Origin of the sequence: Sphingopyxis sp. MG (genome assembly GCF_002953155.1) — a bacterium.
Lineage (GTDB): Bacteria > Pseudomonadota > Alphaproteobacteria > Sphingomonadales > Sphingomonadaceae > Sphingopyxis > Sphingopyxis granuli.
On sequence record NZ_CP026381.1, the window covers coordinates 3,222,081 to 3,239,742 of the forward strand.

Genomic DNA, 17,662 nt, shown 5'->3' on the forward strand with positions numbered 1-17,662 from the left:
GATAGTCACTGGTCGTCGATGACCATGTCGGGCCGCGCAAGGGCGGTGAGCTTCGCGCGATCGACGATCCGCACCGTCGGTCCGTTGATCAGCGCCCCATGATCGGCCAGCGCGCCGCAGGCGCGCGACAGATTTTCCGGCGCCATGCCGAGCAGCGAGGCAATCACGCGCTTTTCGGCCGGCAGGGTGAATTGGGCCGCACCGCCCTGCGCCTTGCTTTCCAGCAACAGGAAATTGGCGAGGCGTTCGAGCGTCTGCCGGACCTTCATGTCGGTGAGGGCGCGAATCACGGTGCGATAGCGCAATGCGATTTCGGTCAGCGCGCTCTGCGCGAATGCGCTGTCGCGGACGATGGCGTCGCGCAGCAGCGAGGACGGGATCATCAATATGCGCGACGCCGACAACGTCCGCGCGGACATCAGATAGCGCTGATCGGTATAGGCCGCGGCCAGGATGAAGCTCGAAACCGGCCGCACCAGCTGAACCGTGACCTCGCGTCCCGCGCTCGCGGTATAGAGTTCCACCAGCCCGTCGACGAGGATATGCAGGAAATCGGCGCGCGCGCCAACCTCGAACAGACGAAGGGCGGGCGGAAACACCTGAAGGAAGGCGGCGGCAAAGACCGAATCGCGTAATTCGGGCTGCATCGCCGCAAACATCGGCAGGGTCGCGATTTCAGGGATTTCTTCGCTGCGCATCACCCTCGGCTACGTAGATGATTGCGCAATGTCAATCATTCGATTGACTATTATCACCCTATTTTCAGCTTTCGACGAAGTCTGGATTGCGCCGCATCAGGCGGGGGCGATTTTACCGCTGATGCCGACGAAGTTTGACGCAGGTCAACGGCGCTTTTCGGCCCCGTCGGCATGGGTACGGCCACCATATGCCCGAAGGGGAAAATAAAGTGGCATCGACAGCACAGGTGCAACCGACCCGAAGCCAGCAGAACGGCGCGCTGACGCTCAGCACCGTCGCCTTCACTGTGTGTTTCGCGGTGTGGACGATCTTCGCGATCGTCGGCATCGAGATCAAGAGGGAGCTCGGCCTCAGCGAGACCCAGTTCGGCCTGCTCATCGGCACGCCGATCCTGACCGGGTCGCTGGTGCGCGTCTTTCTGGGCGTGTGGACCGACCAGTTCGGCGGCCGGATCGTCTTTCCGCTGACCATGCTGGCATCGGCGGGGGCGACCTTCCTGTTGTCGCACGCCGCAACCTATCCGCTGATGCTGCTCGCCGCGCTGGGGATGGGTGTCGCGGGCGGCGGCTTCTCGGTCGGCGTCGCCTATGTGTCCAAATGGTATCCGCCCGAAAAACAGGGGTCGGCGCTCGGTATCTTCGGAATGGGGAACGTCGGGGCGGCAGTCACCAAATTCTTCGCGCCCTGGGTGATGGTCGCGCTCGGCTGGCAGGCTGTGGCGCAGTTCTGGGCGGCGGGGCTCGCCGCGGTCGCGGTGCTGTTCTTCCTGTTCGCGAAGGACGACCCGGCGCTCGCGGCCCGGCGACGCAGCGGCACTCCGCCGCGTTCGTTCCGGGAACAGCTCGCCCCGCTCAAGAATGAGCAGATCTGGCGCTTCTCGCTCTATTACTTCTTCGTCTTCGGCGCGTTCGTCGCGCTGGCGCTGTGGCTGCCCGAATATCTGATGGGAGTCTACGGCGTCGACGTGAAGGTCGCCGGCATGCTGGCGGCCGCCTTCTCGCTGTCCGCTTCGGTCTTCCGGGCCTATGGCGGCATGCTGTCCGATCGCTTCGGCGCCCGGCGCGTCATGTACATGACCTTCGGCATGTCGCTGGTGCTGCTGTTCATGCTCTCCTATCCGGCGACCGACTATACGGTTCACGGCATCCACGGCGACATCCGCTTCTCGACTTCGATGGGGCTCGTCCCCTTCGTGGTCGTGATCTTCATCCTCGGCTTCTTCATGTCGCTCGGCAAGGCGGCGGTCTACAAGCATATCCCCGTCTATTATCCCGACCATGTCGGCTCGGTCGGCGGTCTCGTCGGCATGATCGGCGGGCTGGGCGGGTTCGTGCTGCCGATCGTCTTCGGCGCCGTCAGCGACCTGACCGGCATCTGGACGAGCTGCTTCGTCGTGCTGTTCCTGCTGGTGGCGGTCGCCTTCATCTGGATGCACACGGCGGTCCGCCAGATGGAGCGCGAAGCCGCCGAAGCGACCACCCTGCCGCCTTTCCCCGAACTGGCGAAGGTCCATGCCGAGCGCGTCAAGGCGCAGCAGGCCGTTCACGCCGCGACCGGCTCGCCGCGTGTGCTCAAGGAGTGGCAGCCCGAAGACCCCGCCTTCTGGAAGGAGGTCGGCCAGAAAGTGGCGCACCGCAACCTATGGCTTTCCGTGCCCGCGCTGCTGCTGGCGTTCGCGGTGTGGATGGTCTGGTCGGTGGTCGTGGCAAAGCTGCCGCTGATCGGTTTCAACTACACCACCGACCAGCTCTTCTGGCTCGCGGCGCTTCCCGGCCTGTCGGGCGCGACCTTCCGCATCTTCTACAGCTTCATGGTGCCGATCTTCGGCGGCCGGCTGTGGACGACGCTGAGCACGGCATCGCTGCTGATCCCCGCGTTCGGGATCGGCTATGCGGTGCAGAATCCCGCGACGCCCTATTTCATCTTCCTGGTGCTGGCGCTGCTGTGCGGGTTCGGCGGGGGCAATTTCGCTTCTTCGATGGCGAATATCGGTTTCTTCTTTCCCAAGGCGCAGAAGGGCAGCGCGCTGGCCGTCAACGCGGGCCTCGGCAATCTGGGCGTGTCGGTGATGCAGTTCGGCGTCCCGCTCGTCATTACCGCGGGGGTGTTCGGCGCGCTCGGCGGCACGCCGCAGATCGCCACGGACGGCAGCCAGCTCTGGCTCCAGAACGCGGGCTTCATCTGGGTGCCCTTCATCATCGCCTCGACGATCCTCACCTGGCTGGGGATGAACGACATCGCCGACGCGAAGGCGAGCTTCGCCGAGCAGGCGGTGATCTTCCAGCGCAAGCACAACTGGCTGATGAGCTGGCTCTATACCGGCACGTTCGGGTCGTTCATCGGCTTTTCCGCAGGCCTTCCCCTGCTCGCCAAGCATCAGTTCCCCGATATCGACGTCCTGAAGTTCGTCTTCCTCGGCCCACTCGTCGGTGCGATCAGTCGTGCGGCGACCGGCTGGATTTCCGACCGCTGGGGCGGCGCACGGGTCACCTTGTGGGTGTTCCTGCTGATGATGGCCGGCGTCGTCGGCGTGATCTATGCGCTCGAAGCCGAAAGCTGGTGGGGTTTCCTCGGCATGTTCGTGTTCATGTTCGCTGTCACCGGGGTGGGCAACGCCTCCACCTTCCAGATGATCCCCAACATCATGCGGCTGGAGGTGCCGCGCCTGATGCCGCATCTGTCCGCAGCCGACCAACTGCGGCAGGCGGAGAAGGAATCGGCGGCGATCGTCGGCTTTACCTCCGCCATCGCGGCCTATGGCGCCTTCTTCATCCCCAAGAGCTTCGGCTCCTCCATTTCGGCGACGGGGTCGCCGCTGGCGGCGCTGATCGGCTTCCTCGCCTTCTATGCGAGTTGCGCCGCGCTGACCTGGTTCGTCTACACGCGGCGCGGCGGACTGCTGTATGATATCGAGCGGGGACGCGTTCCCGCCCCCGTCGCCCCATCCACCCTCACCCAGGGAGTTTCCGCATGAGCCAGCTGCTCGACCGCCTGACCTTCTTCCGCAAGACGAAGCAAAGCTTTGCCGACGGGCACGGCGTCACCACCAATCAGAGCCGCGACTGGGAGGACGGCTATCGCAAGCGCTGGCAGCACGACAAGATCGTGCGCTCGACGCACGGCGTGAACTGCACCGGCTCCTGTTCGTGGAAGATCTACGTCAAGGGCGGGATCATCACCTGGGAAACGCAGCAGACCGACTATCCGCGCACGCGGCCCGACCTGCCCAACCACGAACCGCGCGGCTGCCCGCGCGGGGCAAGTTACAGCTGGTACATCTATTCGGCGCAGCGCCTGAAATATCCGATGGTGCGCTCGCGCCTGCTCAAGCTGTGGCGCACGGCGCGCGCGATCCGCACGCCGGTCGCCGCCTGGGCGTCGATCGTCGAGGATCCGGCGAAGCGCAAGAGCTACACCGCGATCCGCGGCCATGGCGGCTTCGTCCGGTCGACCTGGGACGAGGTGAACGAGATCATCGCCGCCGCCAACGCCTATACGGTCAAGGCCCACGGTCCCGACCGCGTCGTCGGCTTTTCGCCGATCCCGGCGATGTCGATGGTCTCCTATGCCGCGGGCGCGCGCTATCTGTCGCTGCTCGGCGGCACCTGCCTCAGCTTCTACGACTGGTACTGCGACCTGCCGCCGTCCAGCCCACAGACCTGGGGCGAGCAGACTGACGTCCCCGAAAGCGCCGACTGGTACAACGCCGGTTTCCTGATGATGTGGGGCTCCAACGTGCCGCAGACACGCACGCCCGACGCCCATTTCATGACCGAGGCGCGCTACCGCGGCACCAAGGTCGCCGTCGTCTCCCCCGATTATGCCGAGGCGACCAAGTTCGCCGACCTCTGGCTCAATCCCAAGCAGGGCACCGACGCCGCGCTGGCGATGGCGATGGGGCATGTCATCCTGCGCGAATTCCACCTCGACCGGCAGGCCGAATATTTCGAGGACTACTGCCGCAAATATTCGGACATGCCGATGCTGGTCCGGCTTGTGCCCGGCAAGGGCGGGCTGGTCCCCGAACGGCTGGTGCGCGCATCCGATTTCGCCGATGCGCTCGGCGAGGCCAACAACCCCGAATGGAAGACGGTGGCGATCGACGCCAACACCGGCCGACCGGTGGCACCGCTCGGCTCGGCGGGCTTCCGCTGGGGTGAGCAGGGCAAGTGGAACCTCGAGGAAAAGGACGGACGGGGCGCGGACACGAACCTGCGCATGACCGCGATCCTCGATAGCGATCACGACGATGTCGTCGATGTCGCCTTTCCCTATTTCGGCAACCGCGAGCATGACCATTTCAAGGGCACCGAGCATTCAGACGTGCTGCCCCGCCGCGTGCCGGTGCGCGAAATGGCGCTGAAGGACGGCAAGGCCTATGTCGCCACGGTGTTCGACCTGTTTTGCGCGAATTATGGCCTCGACCGGGGGCTGGGCGGCGGGAATGTCGCGCGCGATTATGCGGAAAACATGCCCTACACGCCCGCGTGGGCGGAGCGGATCACCGGTGTGCCCGCCGACCAGATCATCACCATCGCGCGCGAATTCGCGCACAATGCGGAGATCACCAGGGGCAAGTCGATGGTGATCCTGGGGGCCGGCCTGAACCACTGGTACCACATGGACATGAACTATCGCGGCATCATCAACATGCTGGTGATGTGCGGGTGCGTCGGCCAGTCCGGCGGCGGCTGGTCGCACTATGTCGGGCAGGAGAAGCTGCGGCCGCAGACGGGCTGGACCGCGCTCGCCTTCGCGCTCGACTGGAACCGGCCGCCGCGCCACATGAACGGCACCAGCTTCTTCTATGCCCACACCGACCAGTGGCGTTACGAGACGCTGGACGTCGGGGAGATATTGTCCCCCACCGCGCCGGAGGGCGACTGGGACGCGAGCCTGATCGACTACAACGTCCGCGCCGAGCGCATGGGCTGGCTCCCGTCCGCGCCGCAGCTCAAGACCAATTCGCTGGACGTGGGCAAGGCGGTCAGGGCGTCGGGCAAGGAGGCGAAGGATTATGTCGCCGCGGCGCTGAAATCGGGCGAGCTGGAACTGTCCTGCCTCGACCCCGACAATCCGGCCAACTGGCCGCGCAACATGTTCGTCTGGCGCTCGAACCTGCTCGGCTCGTCGGGCAAGGGGCACGAATATTTCCTGAAGCATCTGCTTGGCACCGCGCACGGCGTCCAGGGCAAGGACCTGGGCGAGGCCGGCCGGCAGAAGCCCAAGGAAGTCGTGTGGCGCGACGAGGCGCCGCAGGGCAAGCTGGACCTGCTGGTCACGCTGGATTTCCGCATGTCGACGACCTGCGTCTATTCGGACATCGTGCTGCCGACCGCGAGCTGGTATGAAAAGGACGACCTCAACACGTCCGACATGCACCCGTTCATCCATCCGCTGTCCGCCGCGGTCGACCCGGTGTGGGAATCGCGCAGCGACTGGGAAATCTACAAGGGCATCGCCAAGCGATTCTCCGAGGTCGCGCCGGAGGTGCTGGGGGTCGAGCACGACGTGGTGCTGACCCCCATCCAGCACGACAGCCCCAACGAGATCGCGCAGCCCTTCGACGTCGCTGACTGGGGCAAGGGCGAAATCGAGCCCATCCCCGGCAAGACGATGGCGACCGTCGCGCTGGTCGAGCGCGACTATCCCAATCTCCACAAGCGCTTCACGTCGCTCGGCCCGCTGATGGAGAAGCTGGGCAACGGCGGCAAGGGCATCGGCTGGAACACCGACCACGAGGTCGAGAATCTGCGGGCGCTGAACGGCGCGGTGCTCGACGAAGGCGTGTCGAAGGGCCTGCCGCGGATCGACACCGCGATCGACGCGGCCGAGGTGATCCTGATGCTCGCGCCCGAAACCAACGGCGAGGTCGCGGTGAAGGCCTGGGGCGCGCTGTCGCAGAACACCGGGCGCGACCACACCCATCTGGCGCTGCCCAAGGAAGAGGAGAAGATCCGGTTCCGCGACATCCAGGCGCAACCGCGCAAGATCATCTCCTCCCCCACCTGGTCGGGGCTGGAGAGCGAGCATGTCTGCTACAACGCCGGCTATACCAACGTCCACGAACTGATCCCGTGGCGGACGCTGACCGGGCGGCAGCAGCTGTATCAGGATCACAAGTGGATGCGCGCCTTCGGCGAAGGCTTCTGCGTCTATCGCCCGCCCATCGACACCAAGGCGGTGAAGCCGATGATCGACGAGGCGAAGGATGCGCCGCACGTCATCCTCAACTTCATCACCCCGCACCAGAAATGGGGCATCCATTCGACCTACACCGACAATCTGCTGATGCTGACGCTGTCGCGCGGCGGGCCGATCGTGTGGATGAGCGAGGTCGACGCCGCCAAGGCGGGGCTGGTCGACAACGACTGGGTGGAGGTTTTCAACAGCAACGGGGCGCTCGTCGCGCGCGTCGTCGTCTCGCAGCGCATGAAGGAGGGCACGCTGTTCATGTATCACGCGCAGGAGAAGATCGTGAACGTCCCCGGATCGCCGCTGACCGGACAGCGCGGCGGCATCCATAATTCAGTGACGCGCGCGGTCCTGAAGCCCACGCACATGATCGGCGGCTATGCCCATCTGGCCTATGGCTTCAACTATTATGGAACGGTCGGGTCCAACCGCGACGAATATGTGATCGTCCGCAAATTGCAGAAGGTCGACTGGCTCGAAGGGGCCCTCGCCGAAGGGGAGACGGTAGCATGAAGATTCGCGCCCAGATCGGCAAGGTGCTCAACCTCGACAAGTGCATCGGCTGCCACACCTGTTCGGTGACGTGCAAGAATGTGTGGACCAGCCGCGAAGGCATGGAATATGCTTGGTTCAACAACGTCGAGACCAAGCCCGGCATCGGCTATCCCAAGGACTGGGAGAATCAGAAGCGCTGGAACGGCGGTTGGGTCCGCACCGCGGGCGGTTCGATCCGCCCGCGCATGGGCGGCAAATGGCGGTTGCTGGCCAAGATTTTCGCCAACCCGGACCTGCCCGAGATCGACGATTATTACGAGCCCTTCACCTTCGACTATGCCCACCTCCAGCAGGCGGGCGAAAGCAAGGCCTTCCCCACCGCGCGGCCGCGCAGCCTGATTTCGGGCGAACGGATGGAAAAGGTGAAATGGGGCCCAAACTGGGAAGAGATACTGGGCGGCGAATTCGCGAAGCGGTCGGAGGATTACAACTTCGAGGGCGTCCAGAAGGAAATCTACGGCCAGTTCGAGAACACCTTCATGATGTATCTGCCGCGATTGTGCGAGCACTGCCTCAACCCGACGTGCGTCGCGGCCTGCCCGTCGGGCGCGATCTACAAGCGCGAGGAGGACGGTATCGTCCTGATCGACCAGGAGGCATGCCGCGGCTGGCGCATGTGCGTGTCGGGCTGTCCCTACAAGAAAATCTATTACAACTGGAAAACCGGCAAGTCGGAGAAGTGCATCTTCTGCTATCCGCGCATCGAGGCGGGGCAGCCGACGGTCTGTTCCGAAACCTGCGTCGGGCGCATCCGCTATCTGGGCGTGATGCTCTATGACGCCGACCGCATCGAAGAAGCGGCGAGCGTCGAGGACGTCGAGGACCTCTATCAGGCGCAGCTCGACATCTTCCTCGATCCCCACGATCCGGCGGTGATCGAACAGGCGCGCAAGGACGGCGTCCCCGAAGCGTGGCTGGAGGCGGCGCGCCATTCGCCCGTCTACAAGATGGCGATGGAATGGAAGGTCGCCTTCCCGCTCCATCCCGAATATCGCACGCTGCCGATGGTCTGGTACGTGCCGCCGCTGTCGCCGATCAACTCGGCGGCGACCGCGGGGCAGATTTCGGTCAACAACGGCATGCCCGACGTCCGGTCGCTGCGCATCCCGCTCAAATATCTCGCCAACCTGCTGACCGCAGGCGACGAGGAGCCGATCGCGCGCTGCCTCGAACGGATGCTCGCCATGCGCGGCTACATGCGCGCGAAGACCGTCGAGGGCGTGCGGAACGAGGGCATTGCCTCGGCCGTCGGCCTGACCGGCGCGCAGATCGAGGAGATGTACAAGGTGATGGCGCTGGCGGACTATGAGGACCGCTTCGTCATCCCGACGGGCCACCGCGAGGATGCCGAGGACATGTTCGACGAGCGCGGATCGTGCGGCTTTTCGTTCGGCAACGGCTGTTCGAGCGGGACCAGCGAGACGAACCTGTTCGGCGCCCCGGCGCGCAAGAAGCTGCAAACGCCGACGGAGGTGTTCTGATGCGCGCGCTGCACCTCTTGTCGCTGCTGCTGCAATATCCGACGCCCGAACTGCAGGCCGTCTGCGGCGAGATTCGCGAGCGGCTGGCGGCCGACGCGGACCTGCCGCCGGACACCGTTCGCCGGCTTCACCCGCTGCTGACCCGGCTGGCCGCGAGCGACATCTATGCCGCGCAGGAAGCCTATGTCGAGCTGTTCGACCGCGGCCGGGCGCACAGCCTGCACCTGTTCGAGCATGTCCACGGCGAAAGCCGCGACCGCGGCCAGGCGATGGTCGACCTGCGCGAACGCTATCTGGGCGCGGGGCTGGAGCCGACGGGGAACGAGCTGCCCGACTATCTGCCGCTCTTCCTCGATTATTGCTCGACGCTGCCGCCCGAGGCGGCGCGCGAGGCGCTGGCCGAACCGGGCGTGGTGCTGGTCGCGCTGGCGGCGCGGCTGGCCGAGCGCGAGTCGGACTATGCGCCGCTGCTCGCGCTGCTCTGCGACATCGCCGGCGTCGAGCAGGACGAGGACGCGCAGAAGGCGCTGTCGCCCGTCGACGACCCCGCCGACCTGGAGGCGCTCGACCGGCAATGGGCCGAAGAGGAAATCCGCTTCACCGCCGACGCCGCGCCCGACCCCAATGCCCCCTGCCCGCAGGTGGGCGGCATGCTGGACCGCATGCTTTCGCCCGCCCCGACGCCAGCAAGGAATTGAGCCATGGAAGCCTTTCTCAACAATCTGTTTTACGGCATCTATCCCTATATCGCGCTGGCGGTGCTGGCGATCGGCTCGATCATCCGGTTCGACCGCGAGCCCTATAGCTGGCGGTCGGGGTCGAGCCAGCTGCTGCGGCGCAGGCAGCTGATGTGGGGATCGGTGCTGTTCCATATCGGGGTGCTGTTCATCTTCTTCGGCCATCTGGTCGGCCTGCTCACGCCGATCGTGCTGTTCGATGCGCTCGGTATCAGCCACGGCGCGAAGCAGTTGCTGGCGATCGTCGCCGGCGGTGTCGCAGGGGTGATGGCGATCGTCGGCGCGACGATGCTGATCCACCGCCGCTTCTTCGATCCGCGCGTGCGCAAGGCATCGAATTTCAGCGACAATATGGTCATCCTGCTGCTGTGGATCCAGCTGGCGCTCGGCCTCGCCACCATCCCGCTGTCGGCGGGGCACCTCGACGGCAGCGAGATGGTCAAGTTCATGAACTGGGCGCAGGGCATCTTCACCTTCCGCGCGGGCGCCGCCGACTACATCGCCGACGTGCACCCGATCTTCAAGGCGCACCTGTTCCTGGGGCTGACGATCCTGCTGATCTTCCCCTTCACGCGCCTCGTCCACATGCTCTCGGCCCCCGTGCGCTATCTGTGGCGCGGCGGCTATCAGATCGTCCGGTCGCGGCGGAGCATGAGCCATGGCTGACACACTAGAACGCGCCGCGGTGCGGGTCGGCGGGGTGGAAATCCCGGCCGCCGCGATCGCCGCCGAAGCGCAGAACCACCCGGCGCAGGACGCCGACAGCGCGTGGACGGCGGCCGCCGAAGCGCTCGTCATCCGCCAGCTGCTGCTCGACGAGGCCGACCGCCAGGGCATCGTGGCCGACGAGCGCACCGACGCCGACGGCCGCACGCTGGCCGAGGAGGACGCCCGCATCGACGCGCTGCTGGCCGGCGCGGTGCGCGTCCCCCAAGCGACCAGCGTGGAGGCGCGCCGCTATTACGACCGCCACCGCGACCGCTTCGCCAGCGAGACGCTGATCGAGGCGGAGCATATCCTGCTGTCGGCGGACCCCGCCGATTCCTTCGCCTATGGGCTGGCGGTCGGCGACGCCCGGATGCTGATCCGCAAGATCGAGGCCGATCCCGCCTGCTTCGCCGCGTTGGCGCGCGAGCATTCCGCCTGCCCGTCGAAGGCGCAGGGCGGCAACCTCGGCCAGATCGGGCGCGGCCAGACGGTGCCCGCGTTCGAGCAGGCGCTGTTCGGCCTTGGCGAAGGCGAGTTGTGCCGCGAGCCCGTGCGCTCCCCCTATGGCGTGCATGTGGTGCGGGCCGGGCGGCGGATCGACGGGCAGCAGCTTCCCTTCGATGCGGTCGAGGCGACGATCCGCGACTATCTGGAGGAAGCGAGCACGCGCCGCGCCATGGCGCAATATCTGTCCATCATCGCCAGCGAAACGACGGTCGAGGGCGTCGCGCTGCCGATGGCCGACGGGCCGCTGGTGCAGTGACGATCGAGCGCATCCGCGACCGGCTGACCACGGCGCCGGACGGCGACCGCGGCCTGACCGACGCCATCGGGCGACGGTTCGAATATCTGCGCCTGTCGCTGACCGACGTCTGCAACTTTCGCTGCACCTATTGCCTGCCCGACGGCTATCGCAAGCGGCACGGGCGCCCGGCCGACCTGTCGGTGGCGGAGATGCGGCGCGCGGTCGGCGCCTTCGCCCGGCTCGGGCTGTGGAAGGTGCGGCTGACCGGCGGCGAGCCGACGCTGCGCCCCGATTTCGAGGATGCGGCGCGCGCGATCGCGGCGGTGCCCGGCATCCGCCGGATCGCGATGACCACCAACGGCTATCGGCTCGCGGACCGCGCCGCCGCGTGGCGCGACGCGGGGGTGAGCGCGATCAACATCAGCGTCGACTCGCTCGATCCGGCCCGCTTCGCCGCGATCACCGGGCACGACCGGCTGGCCGAGGTGCTGCGCGGCATCGAGGCCGCGCGCGCGGCGGGGTTCGACAGCATCAAGATCAACGCGGTGCTGATGCGCGGGGTCAACGACGACGAACTGGCGGCGATGACCGACTTCATCGCCGAGCGCGACCTGTCGCTGCGCTTCATCGAGGTGATGCGCACCAACGACAACACCGCTTTCTTCAAGGCGCGCCACCTCGCCGGCCAGACGGTGATCGACCGGCTGGAGCAGGCCGGCTGGCGGCGGCTGCCGCGCGCGGCGGGCGCCGGGCCGGCGGTCGAATATGCGCACCCCGCCTCGCGCGGCCGGATCGGCATCATCGCGCCCTATGCCCGGGACTTCTGCGCCAGCTGCAACCGCCTGCGCATTGCGTCCGACGGCAAGCTGCATCTGTGCCTGTTCGGCGACGGGGGGCTCGACCTGCGGCCGCTTTTGCAGCAGGATGCCGACGCGGAGGCGCTGATCGAACGCATCCGCGCGCTCACCGCCACCAAGGCGCCGGCGCACCGGCTGCACCAGAACAACAGCGGCGCGACGCCGCACCTCGCATCCATCGGGGGCTGACATGACGGACGGAAAGGAAGCCCGGTTGCAGATTGAACTGTGCGGACGGCTGGCCGACCCCTGCGGGCGGGTCGTCGAGATCGCCGTTCCCGATGCGGGCCTGTCGGTGACGGCGATGCTCGCCGCGCTTGAGCAAACGCATCCCGCGCTGCGGCAGCCGCTGGCGCGCGGCCGCATCCGCGCCTGCATCAACGAGGTCGTGGCGCCGCGCGACGCATGGGTCGCGCCCGGCGACCTCGTGGCGCTCTTCCCGCCGGTGTCGGGCGGATGACCGGCGAGGTCGAACTGACGCCGGACGCGATCGACCCGGCGGCGCGGCTGGCGGCATTCACGGCCTCGCTCTCCGGCGAGGGCGCGGTCGTCAGCTTTACCGGCCACGCGCGCGCCGCGGCAAAGGACGGCGCGCCGCTCGCCTCGCTGGTGCTGGAAAGCTATCGCGGCGTGACGCTCGCCTCGATGCGGGCGATCGCGGCCGACGCGCGGGCGCGCTTTCGCATCACCCGCAGCCTCGTCGTGCACCGGGCGGGGCGCATCCTGCCCGGCGAGGCGATCGTCTTCGTCGCCACCGCCGCCGCGCACCGCCGCGCCGCCTTCGAGGCCGCGGACTATCTGATGGACCGGCTGAAGACCGAAGCGGTGTTCTGGAAGCGCGAGGAGGCGCCCGAGGGAAGCCGCTGGATCGAACCCACCGACGCCGACCGTTCGGCCGTCGCGCGCTGGGAAGCCGCAACATGGGAATGACGCATGCCCGGAATTGACGACAGCCTGACCTTCCACCCGCTGCATATCGCGGTGCTGACCGTGTCGGATACGCGCACGATGGAGACCGACACCTCCGGCGCGCTGCTCGCCGGGCGGCTGACGGCGGCCGGCCACAAGCTCGCCGCGCGCGCCATCGTCACCGACGAGGTGCAGGCGATCCGCGACCGGATGGCGGCGTGGATCGCCGACCCCGGCATCGACATCATCGTCAGCACCGGCGGCACCGGCTTCACGCCGCGCGACGTGACGCCCGAGGCGGTGATGCCGCTGCTGCGCCGGGTGATGGACGGGTTCAGCGTCGTCTTCCACCAGGCGAGCATGACAACCATCGGCGTATCGACGCTGCAATCGCGCGCCTTCGCGGGCCAGGCGGACGATACCTTCATCTTCTGCGTGCCCGGTTCGACCGGCGCCTGCCGCGATGCGTGGGACCTCGTGCTCGCCGCGGAGTTCGACAGCCGCCACCGTCCCTGTTCGATCGCCGGACAGGTGCCGCGCCTCGCCGGACTGTGCGCATGAACGACCTGTCGCACATCGATGCCGCCGGGCGCGCGCGCATGGTCGACGTCGGCGACAAGCCGGTGACGACGCGCCGGGCCGAGAGCCGGGGCGAACTCCTCTGCGCGCCGGCGACGCTCGACAAGGTGCGCGCCGGCGAAACGCCCAAGGGCAGCGTCATCGCCACCGCCGAACTGGCCGGGGTCATGGCCGCCAAGCGCACCGCCGAGCTGATCCCGCTGTGCCATCCGCTCGCGCTGTCGCAGGTGCTGGTGGAGATTGCCATCGACGACAGCCTGCCCGGCTTCAGCATCCGGGCGGAGGTGCGCACCAGCGGGCAGACCGGGGTGGAGATGGAAGCGCTGACCGCCGTTTCGGTCGCCGCGCTGACCCTGTTCGACATGCTGAAGGCGGTCGACAAGACGATGACGATCGAGGCGATCCGGGTGACGGCGAAGGATGGCGGGCGATCGGGCGCGATGCGCAAGCCATGACGGGTTTCGACGACGCGGTGGCGCGCATCGCGCGCGAGGTCCGGCCGCTCGCCGCCGAGCGGGTCGATCTGGCCGAAGCGGCGGGTCGCACGCTGGCCAAGCCGCTGCGCGCGCGCGCCGCCGCGCCGCGCCGGGCGGTCGCCGCGATGGACGGCTATGCGATCGTCGACGCGGGCATGCAGCCGGGGGCGCCGCTGCGCGTGATCGGCGAATCGCGTGCCGGGGCGGGGTTCGCGGGGCGCGTCGCGCCGGGCGAGGCGGTGCGCATCTTCACCGGCGCGCCGATGCCCGACGGCGCCGACCGCTGCATCATGCAGGAATATGCCGGGCGCGAAGGCGACAGCGTCATCTTCGCCGAAGGATACGGCCCCGGCTGGCACGTGCGCGCGGCGGGAAGCGATTTCGCGGCGGGGGTGCTGCTGCTCGACGCCGGCACGGAACTGACGCCGCGCGCGATGATCGCCGCCGCCGCGGCCGACACCGCGCAGGTGGCGGTGATCCGGCAGCCGCGCGTCGCGATCGTCGGCACCGGCGACGAACTGGCGCCGCCGGGCAGCGCGCTGGAGCGCGAGGATGCGATTCCCGAAAGCGTGACCTTCGGCGTCATGGCGATGGCGCAGGCACAGGGCGCGCTGGTCGTGAGCCGCGCGACGGGCGTCGACGACCTGCCGACGCTCGAGGCGCTGGCCGACCGCGCGCTCGATCAGGCCGACGTGGTGATCGTCACGGGCGGCGCATCGGTGGGCGAACGCGATTTCGCCAAACCGATGTTCGCGCCGCACGGGCTGGACCTGTTGTTCGCCAAGGTCGCGATCAAGCCCGGCAAGCCCGTGTGGCTGGGCCGGGCGCGCGGCCGATGGGTGCTGGGCCTGCCGGGCAATCCGACGTCGGCGATGGTCACGGCGCGGCTGTTCCTGGTGCCGCTGCTCGCGCAGTTGCAGGCGCGCGGCGTCGAGCGGGCGCTACGCTGGCGGACGCTTCCGCTCGCCGCCCCGCTCCCCGCGACGGGCTCGCGCGAAACCTTCGCGCGCGCGCGATGGGACGAGGCGGGCCTGACGCCGCTCGGCAATCAGGACAGCGGCGCGCAGGCGGCGCTCGCCGTCGCCGACTGCCTGATCCGCTGCCCGCCGGACCAGGCGGCGCTGGAGCCCGGCGCACCGGTCAGCGCGCTGGCGTTCTGATCCGCGCTTCGGCCGCCGCCAGTGCCGCCGCATCGTTGATGTTCGCGAAGGGATCGGGCCCGGCGGCGTCCCACGCCACTTCGGCCATCCCGACCTCTCCGGCAAAGCGCCGCAACGACTGGCCGCCGCGCGCGACATAGGCGTCGAGCGCGCCGCTGTCGGGTCGCCACAGCGCGGCGGTGGGATGCAGGCGCCCGCGGCTGACGGGAAGCGCGGCGCCGTGGCCGTCCAGCGCCGACGACAGGCGTTCAACCAGATCGTCGGGCAGGAAGGGCATGTCGCAGCCGATCATCAGCACGGCGGGGCGGCGCTGCGCGCGCGCATGATCGAACGCGCTCGCCAGCGCGCTGATCGGCCCGATATCGCGGTGACCGTCGAACAGGAGCGGACAGCCGGTGCCCCAATCGCCGTCGCCGGGCCGCACCGCCAGCGCGACCGCATCGCCGTGGCGGCGCGCCCACGCCACCGCATGGTCGATCAGCCGCAGCCCGCCGAGCATCCGCGCAGGCTTGCCGCCGCCGATGCGCGCGCCATCCCCGCCCGCCGCGATCACGATGGCGGGACGCTCAAAGGCCAAGGGACGGGACGGCGGCAAGAGGCATGGGAGCGGCGATCACCCTGCGATCCTTCCACGCCCGGTCGGAGCGGTCAACGGCGCGTGGGCCACGGTGGTGGGTTCAGTGGAATCCGTCGTCATTCCCCCATCCGTCACGCTGAACTTGTTTCAGCATCCACGGTCCGCCTTTTCGGTTTACGCGGTGCTTGTCGCGGGGTCAGATCAGGGATTCCGTCAGGCAAGTAAGGAGCTGTTCCCCGGCGAAAGCCGGGGTCCAGATGGCATAGTGCTGCGCCGCGTGGACCCCGGCTTTCGCCGGGGAACGGTTGCCTGTCGAAAAGGGATAATTGCCAAACAGGTTCAGCATGACGAGGGATAGCGGTGGCCCGCGCAAACCCGCTTCGCCGCCCGCCATATGCGAGCCGCTTGATCCATGTCACTCCGGGTGTCGCGCGGCGTGATAGGCGTGCCGCATGTTGATCGCGCCCACCCTTCCCCCGCGCCGGCGGTTCGAGCCGCTTCGGTCGCCTCCGCCCTCGCCGATACGGGTGATGATCCAGCCGATCCTGAACCGGATCGTCCGCGACGTCACGCGCACGCTTCCCGAACTGTTCGAGCGGCTCGGCCCGCATCGGCACAGCCGATTCCTGATCGACGCCCGCGACCTGCCCTTCGTGCTGCTGCTGCGGCCGGACCCCGACCGGCCGGAACTGGTCGCCTGGCCGCGCCGCGCCGAGCCGCCGCACGACACGCGCATATCGGGCCGCCTCCGCGACCTGTTGGGTCTGATCGACGCCCAGCGCGACGGCGACGCGCTCTTCTTCTCGCGCGACCTCGACATCGGCGGCGATCTGGAGGCGGTGGTGTGCCTGCGCAACGCGATCGACGATGTCGAGGGGTCGATCGCGGACCGGGTGGCCGACGCGCTGGGACCGGCCAGCCGGATCGCCTGGGCGTTGCTGCGCCGGCGCCACGCCCGGCCGAACCGCGGGGGCGGCCGATGACCGGCAGCCCGGAGCTCATCTGTCCGGCGGGAACCCCCGCGACGCTGCGCGCGGCGGTCGATGCCGGGGCGGACGCCGTCTATTGCGGCTTCCAGAATGCGACCAACGCGCGCAACTTCTCCGGCCTCAACTTCACGCCCGATGAGATGCAGGCGGCGGTCGGCTATGCCCATGCCAGGGGCGCGAAAGTGCTGCTCGCGCTCAACACCTTTCCCCCGGCGGGCCGGTTCGACCTGTGGAAGCAGGCGGCCGACGACGGGGCGGCGATGGGCATCGACGCCTTCATCGTCGCCGACATCGGGGTGGCGGCCTATCTGGCCGATCATCATCCCGGCTGCCGATTGCACCTGTCTGTGCAGGCGGCCGCCTCCAGCCCCGAGGCGATCCGTTATTATTGCGAGCGGTTCGGCGTCCGGCGCGTCGTGCTGCCCCGCATCCTGACGGTGCCCGAAATCCGCCAGCTCAAGTCCGAGATTCCGTGCGAGATAGAGACGTTCGTGTTCGGCAATCACGGCCTGATGGTCGAGGGCCGGTGCAGCCTCACCAACTATGCCGTCGGCCGCTCGACCAACATGGACGGGGTGTGTTCCCCGGCTTCGGAAGTCCACTATCAGCGGGCGGAGAACGGCGCCCTCACCGCGCAGCTGGGCTGTCACGTCATCGACCGCTTCGAGGCCGGGCAGCAGGCGGGTTATCCGACGATCTGCAAGGGGCGGTATCGCGCGCCGGTGCGCGACGATCCCTATTACGCCTTCGAGGAGCCCGTCAGCCTGAATCTGATGGACATGCTGCCCAGCCTGATCGGCGCGGGCGTCGATGCCTTCAAGATCGAGGGGCGGCAGCGGTCGCGCGCCTATGTCGGCGCGGTGGTCGGCGCCTTTCGCGCCGCGATCGACGCGGTGATGGCCGGGCAGACGCCGCCATCCGCCGACCTGATCGCGCTGACCGAGGGGCAGAAGCAGACCCACGGCGCCTTTGCGACCAAGAAATGGCGGTGACGG

General features: G+C 68.0%; 17 protein-coding genes. 14 read left to right on the forward strand and 3 right to left on the reverse strand.

Going from position 1 to position 17,662, the window contains the following annotated elements; genetic code table 11:
• Positions 1 to 5: 5 nt before the first annotated feature.
• Positions 6 to 698: a helix-turn-helix domain-containing protein gene (locus tag C3E99_RS14775; protein WP_067111353.1), complete on the reverse strand. Its 693-nt coding sequence runs from the start codon at positions 696 to 698 to the stop codon at positions 6 to 8.
• Positions 699 to 907: 209 nt separating this feature from the next.
• Here C3E99_RS14775 and C3E99_RS14780 point away from each other — a divergent pair, with 209 nt between their 5' ends.
• From C3E99_RS14780 to C3E99_RS14835, 12 genes are read left to right on the forward strand one after another with little or no spacing between them, the layout of a single operon-like run.
• Complete coding sequence (locus C3E99_RS14780) at positions 908 to 3,673, forward strand: nitrate/nitrite transporter (RefSeq protein WP_199775019.1); 2,766 nt, start codon at positions 908 to 910, stop codon at positions 3,671 to 3,673.
• Positions 3,670 to 7,407, forward strand: a complete 3,738-nt coding sequence (locus tag C3E99_RS14785; RefSeq protein WP_067186251.1) for a nitrate reductase subunit alpha — start codon at positions 3,670 to 3,672, stop codon at positions 7,405 to 7,407. The genes C3E99_RS14780 and C3E99_RS14785 overlap by 4 nt, the downstream gene beginning before the upstream one ends.
• Positions 7,404 to 8,930, forward strand: coding sequence for a nitrate reductase subunit beta (gene narH, locus C3E99_RS14790; protein WP_067111361.1), 1,527 nt, complete (start codon positions 7,404 to 7,406; stop codon positions 8,928 to 8,930). Before C3E99_RS14785 ends, narH begins: the two co-directional genes overlap by 4 nt.
• Positions 8,930 to 9,628 carry a nitrate reductase molybdenum cofactor assembly chaperone gene (narJ, locus tag C3E99_RS14795; protein ID WP_067186253.1) on the forward strand — a complete coding sequence of 233 codons (699 nt, stop codon included), beginning with the start codon at positions 8,930 to 8,932 and terminating at the stop codon, positions 9,626 to 9,628. The genes narH and narJ overlap by 1 nt, the downstream gene beginning before the upstream one ends.
• Before the next feature lie 3 nt (positions 9,629 to 9,631).
• Positions 9,632 to 10,333 (forward strand): respiratory nitrate reductase subunit gamma, encoded by a 702-nt coding sequence (gene narI, locus C3E99_RS14800; RefSeq protein ID WP_067186255.1) that lies wholly within the window; start codon positions 9,632 to 9,634, stop codon positions 10,331 to 10,333.
• Positions 10,326 to 11,138: a peptidylprolyl isomerase gene (locus tag C3E99_RS14805; RefSeq protein WP_067186257.1), complete on the forward strand. Its 813-nt coding sequence runs from the start codon at positions 10,326 to 10,328 to the stop codon at positions 11,136 to 11,138. The genes narI and C3E99_RS14805 overlap by 8 nt, the downstream gene beginning before the upstream one ends.
• Complete coding sequence (gene moaA, locus C3E99_RS14810; protein ID WP_234002497.1) at positions 11,135 to 12,166, forward strand: GTP 3',8-cyclase MoaA; 1,032 nt, start codon at positions 11,135 to 11,137, stop codon at positions 12,164 to 12,166. Before C3E99_RS14805 ends, moaA begins: the two co-directional genes overlap by 4 nt.
• A 1-nt stretch (position 12,167) precedes the next feature.
• Positions 12,168 to 12,437, forward strand: coding sequence for a MoaD/ThiS family protein (locus C3E99_RS14815; protein WP_076077125.1), 270 nt, complete (start codon positions 12,168 to 12,170; stop codon positions 12,435 to 12,437).
• On the forward strand, positions 12,434 to 12,907 hold the full coding sequence (locus C3E99_RS14820; RefSeq protein WP_067186259.1) for a molybdenum cofactor biosynthesis protein MoaE: 474 nt from the start codon (positions 12,434 to 12,436) through the stop codon (positions 12,905 to 12,907). The genes C3E99_RS14815 and C3E99_RS14820 overlap by 4 nt, the downstream gene beginning before the upstream one ends.
• A 3-nt stretch (positions 12,908 to 12,910) precedes the next feature.
• A complete protein-coding gene (gene moaB / locus C3E99_RS14825; protein WP_067186261.1) occupies positions 12,911 to 13,447 on the forward strand; it encodes a molybdenum cofactor biosynthesis protein B in 537 nt (178 codons plus the stop codon).
• Entirely contained in the window at positions 13,444 to 13,920 is a 477-nt protein-coding gene (moaC, locus tag C3E99_RS14830) for a cyclic pyranopterin monophosphate synthase MoaC (protein WP_082797251.1), read from the forward strand. The genes moaB and moaC overlap by 4 nt, the downstream gene beginning before the upstream one ends.
• Positions 13,917 to 15,101: a molybdopterin molybdotransferase MoeA gene (locus C3E99_RS14835; RefSeq protein WP_076077128.1), complete on the forward strand. Its 1,185-nt coding sequence runs from the start codon at positions 13,917 to 13,919 to the stop codon at positions 15,099 to 15,101. The genes moaC and C3E99_RS14835 overlap by 4 nt, the downstream gene beginning before the upstream one ends.
• Here the strand turns inward: C3E99_RS14835 and mobA are convergent.
• Positions 15,082 to 15,678: a molybdenum cofactor guanylyltransferase gene (gene mobA, locus C3E99_RS14840; RefSeq protein WP_158682322.1), complete on the reverse strand. Its 597-nt coding sequence runs from the start codon at positions 15,676 to 15,678 to the stop codon at positions 15,082 to 15,084. The two genes, C3E99_RS14835 and mobA, sit on opposite strands and share 20 nt — an antisense overlap.
• Positions 15,679 to 15,874: 196 nt before the next feature.
• Positions 15,875 to 16,072, reverse strand: a complete 198-nt coding sequence (locus tag C3E99_RS14845) for a hypothetical protein (RefSeq protein WP_067186266.1) — start codon at positions 16,070 to 16,072, stop codon at positions 15,875 to 15,877.
• Between the two features lie 58 nt (positions 16,073 to 16,130).
• On the opposite strand from C3E99_RS14845, the gene ubiT reads away from it, so the two are divergent.
• Entirely contained in the window at positions 16,131 to 16,661 is a 531-nt protein-coding gene (gene ubiT / locus C3E99_RS14850; protein WP_082737365.1) for a ubiquinone anaerobic biosynthesis accessory factor UbiT, read from the forward strand.
• Positions 16,658 to 17,659: a ubiquinone anaerobic biosynthesis protein UbiU gene (ubiU, locus tag C3E99_RS14855; protein WP_067186268.1), complete on the forward strand. Its 1,002-nt coding sequence runs from the start codon at positions 16,658 to 16,660 to the stop codon at positions 17,657 to 17,659. The genes ubiT and ubiU overlap by 4 nt, the downstream gene beginning before the upstream one ends.
• The last annotated feature ends 3 nt before the right edge of the window (positions 17,660 to 17,662 follow it).

What these genes read in the sequence shown, in the direction of transcription:
- C3E99_RS14775 (WP_067111353.1), bottom strand. Translation starts at nt 698, where the DNA reads ATGCGCAGCGAAGAAATCCCTGAAATCGCGACCCTGCCGATGTTTGCG.
- C3E99_RS14785 (WP_067186251.1), top strand. Translation starts at nt 3,670, where the DNA reads ATGAGCCAGCTGCTCGACCGCCTGACCTTCTTCCGCAAGACGAAGCAA.
- narH (WP_067111361.1), top strand. Translation starts at nt 7,404, where the DNA reads ATGAAGATTCGCGCCCAGATCGGCAAGGTGCTCAACCTCGACAAGTGC.
- narJ (WP_067186253.1), top strand. Translation starts at nt 8,930, where the DNA reads ATGCGCGCGCTGCACCTCTTGTCGCTGCTGCTGCAATATCCGACGCCC.
- narI (WP_067186255.1), top strand. Translation starts at nt 9,632, where the DNA reads ATGGAAGCCTTTCTCAACAATCTGTTTTACGGCATCTATCCCTATATC.
- C3E99_RS14805 (WP_067186257.1), top strand. Translation starts at nt 10,326, where the DNA reads ATGGCTGACACACTAGAACGCGCCGCGGTGCGGGTCGGCGGGGTGGAA.
- C3E99_RS14815 (WP_076077125.1), top strand. Translation starts at nt 12,168, where the DNA reads ATGACGGACGGAAAGGAAGCCCGGTTGCAGATTGAACTGTGCGGACGG.
- C3E99_RS14820 (WP_067186259.1), top strand. Translation starts at nt 12,434, where the DNA reads ATGACCGGCGAGGTCGAACTGACGCCGGACGCGATCGACCCGGCGGCG.
- moaB (WP_067186261.1), top strand. Translation starts at nt 12,911, where the DNA reads ATGCCCGGAATTGACGACAGCCTGACCTTCCACCCGCTGCATATCGCG.
- moaC (WP_082797251.1), top strand. Translation starts at nt 13,444, where the DNA reads ATGAACGACCTGTCGCACATCGATGCCGCCGGGCGCGCGCGCATGGTC.
- C3E99_RS14835 (WP_076077128.1), top strand. Translation starts at nt 13,917, where the DNA reads ATGACGGGTTTCGACGACGCGGTGGCGCGCATCGCGCGCGAGGTCCGG.
- C3E99_RS14845 (WP_067186266.1), bottom strand. Translation starts at nt 16,072, where the DNA reads ATGGCGGGCGGCGAAGCGGGTTTGCGCGGGCCACCGCTATCCCTCGTC.
- ubiT (WP_082737365.1), top strand. Translation starts at nt 16,131, where the DNA reads ATGTTGATCGCGCCCACCCTTCCCCCGCGCCGGCGGTTCGAGCCGCTT.
- ubiU (WP_067186268.1), top strand. Translation starts at nt 16,658, where the DNA reads ATGACCGGCAGCCCGGAGCTCATCTGTCCGGCGGGAACCCCCGCGACG.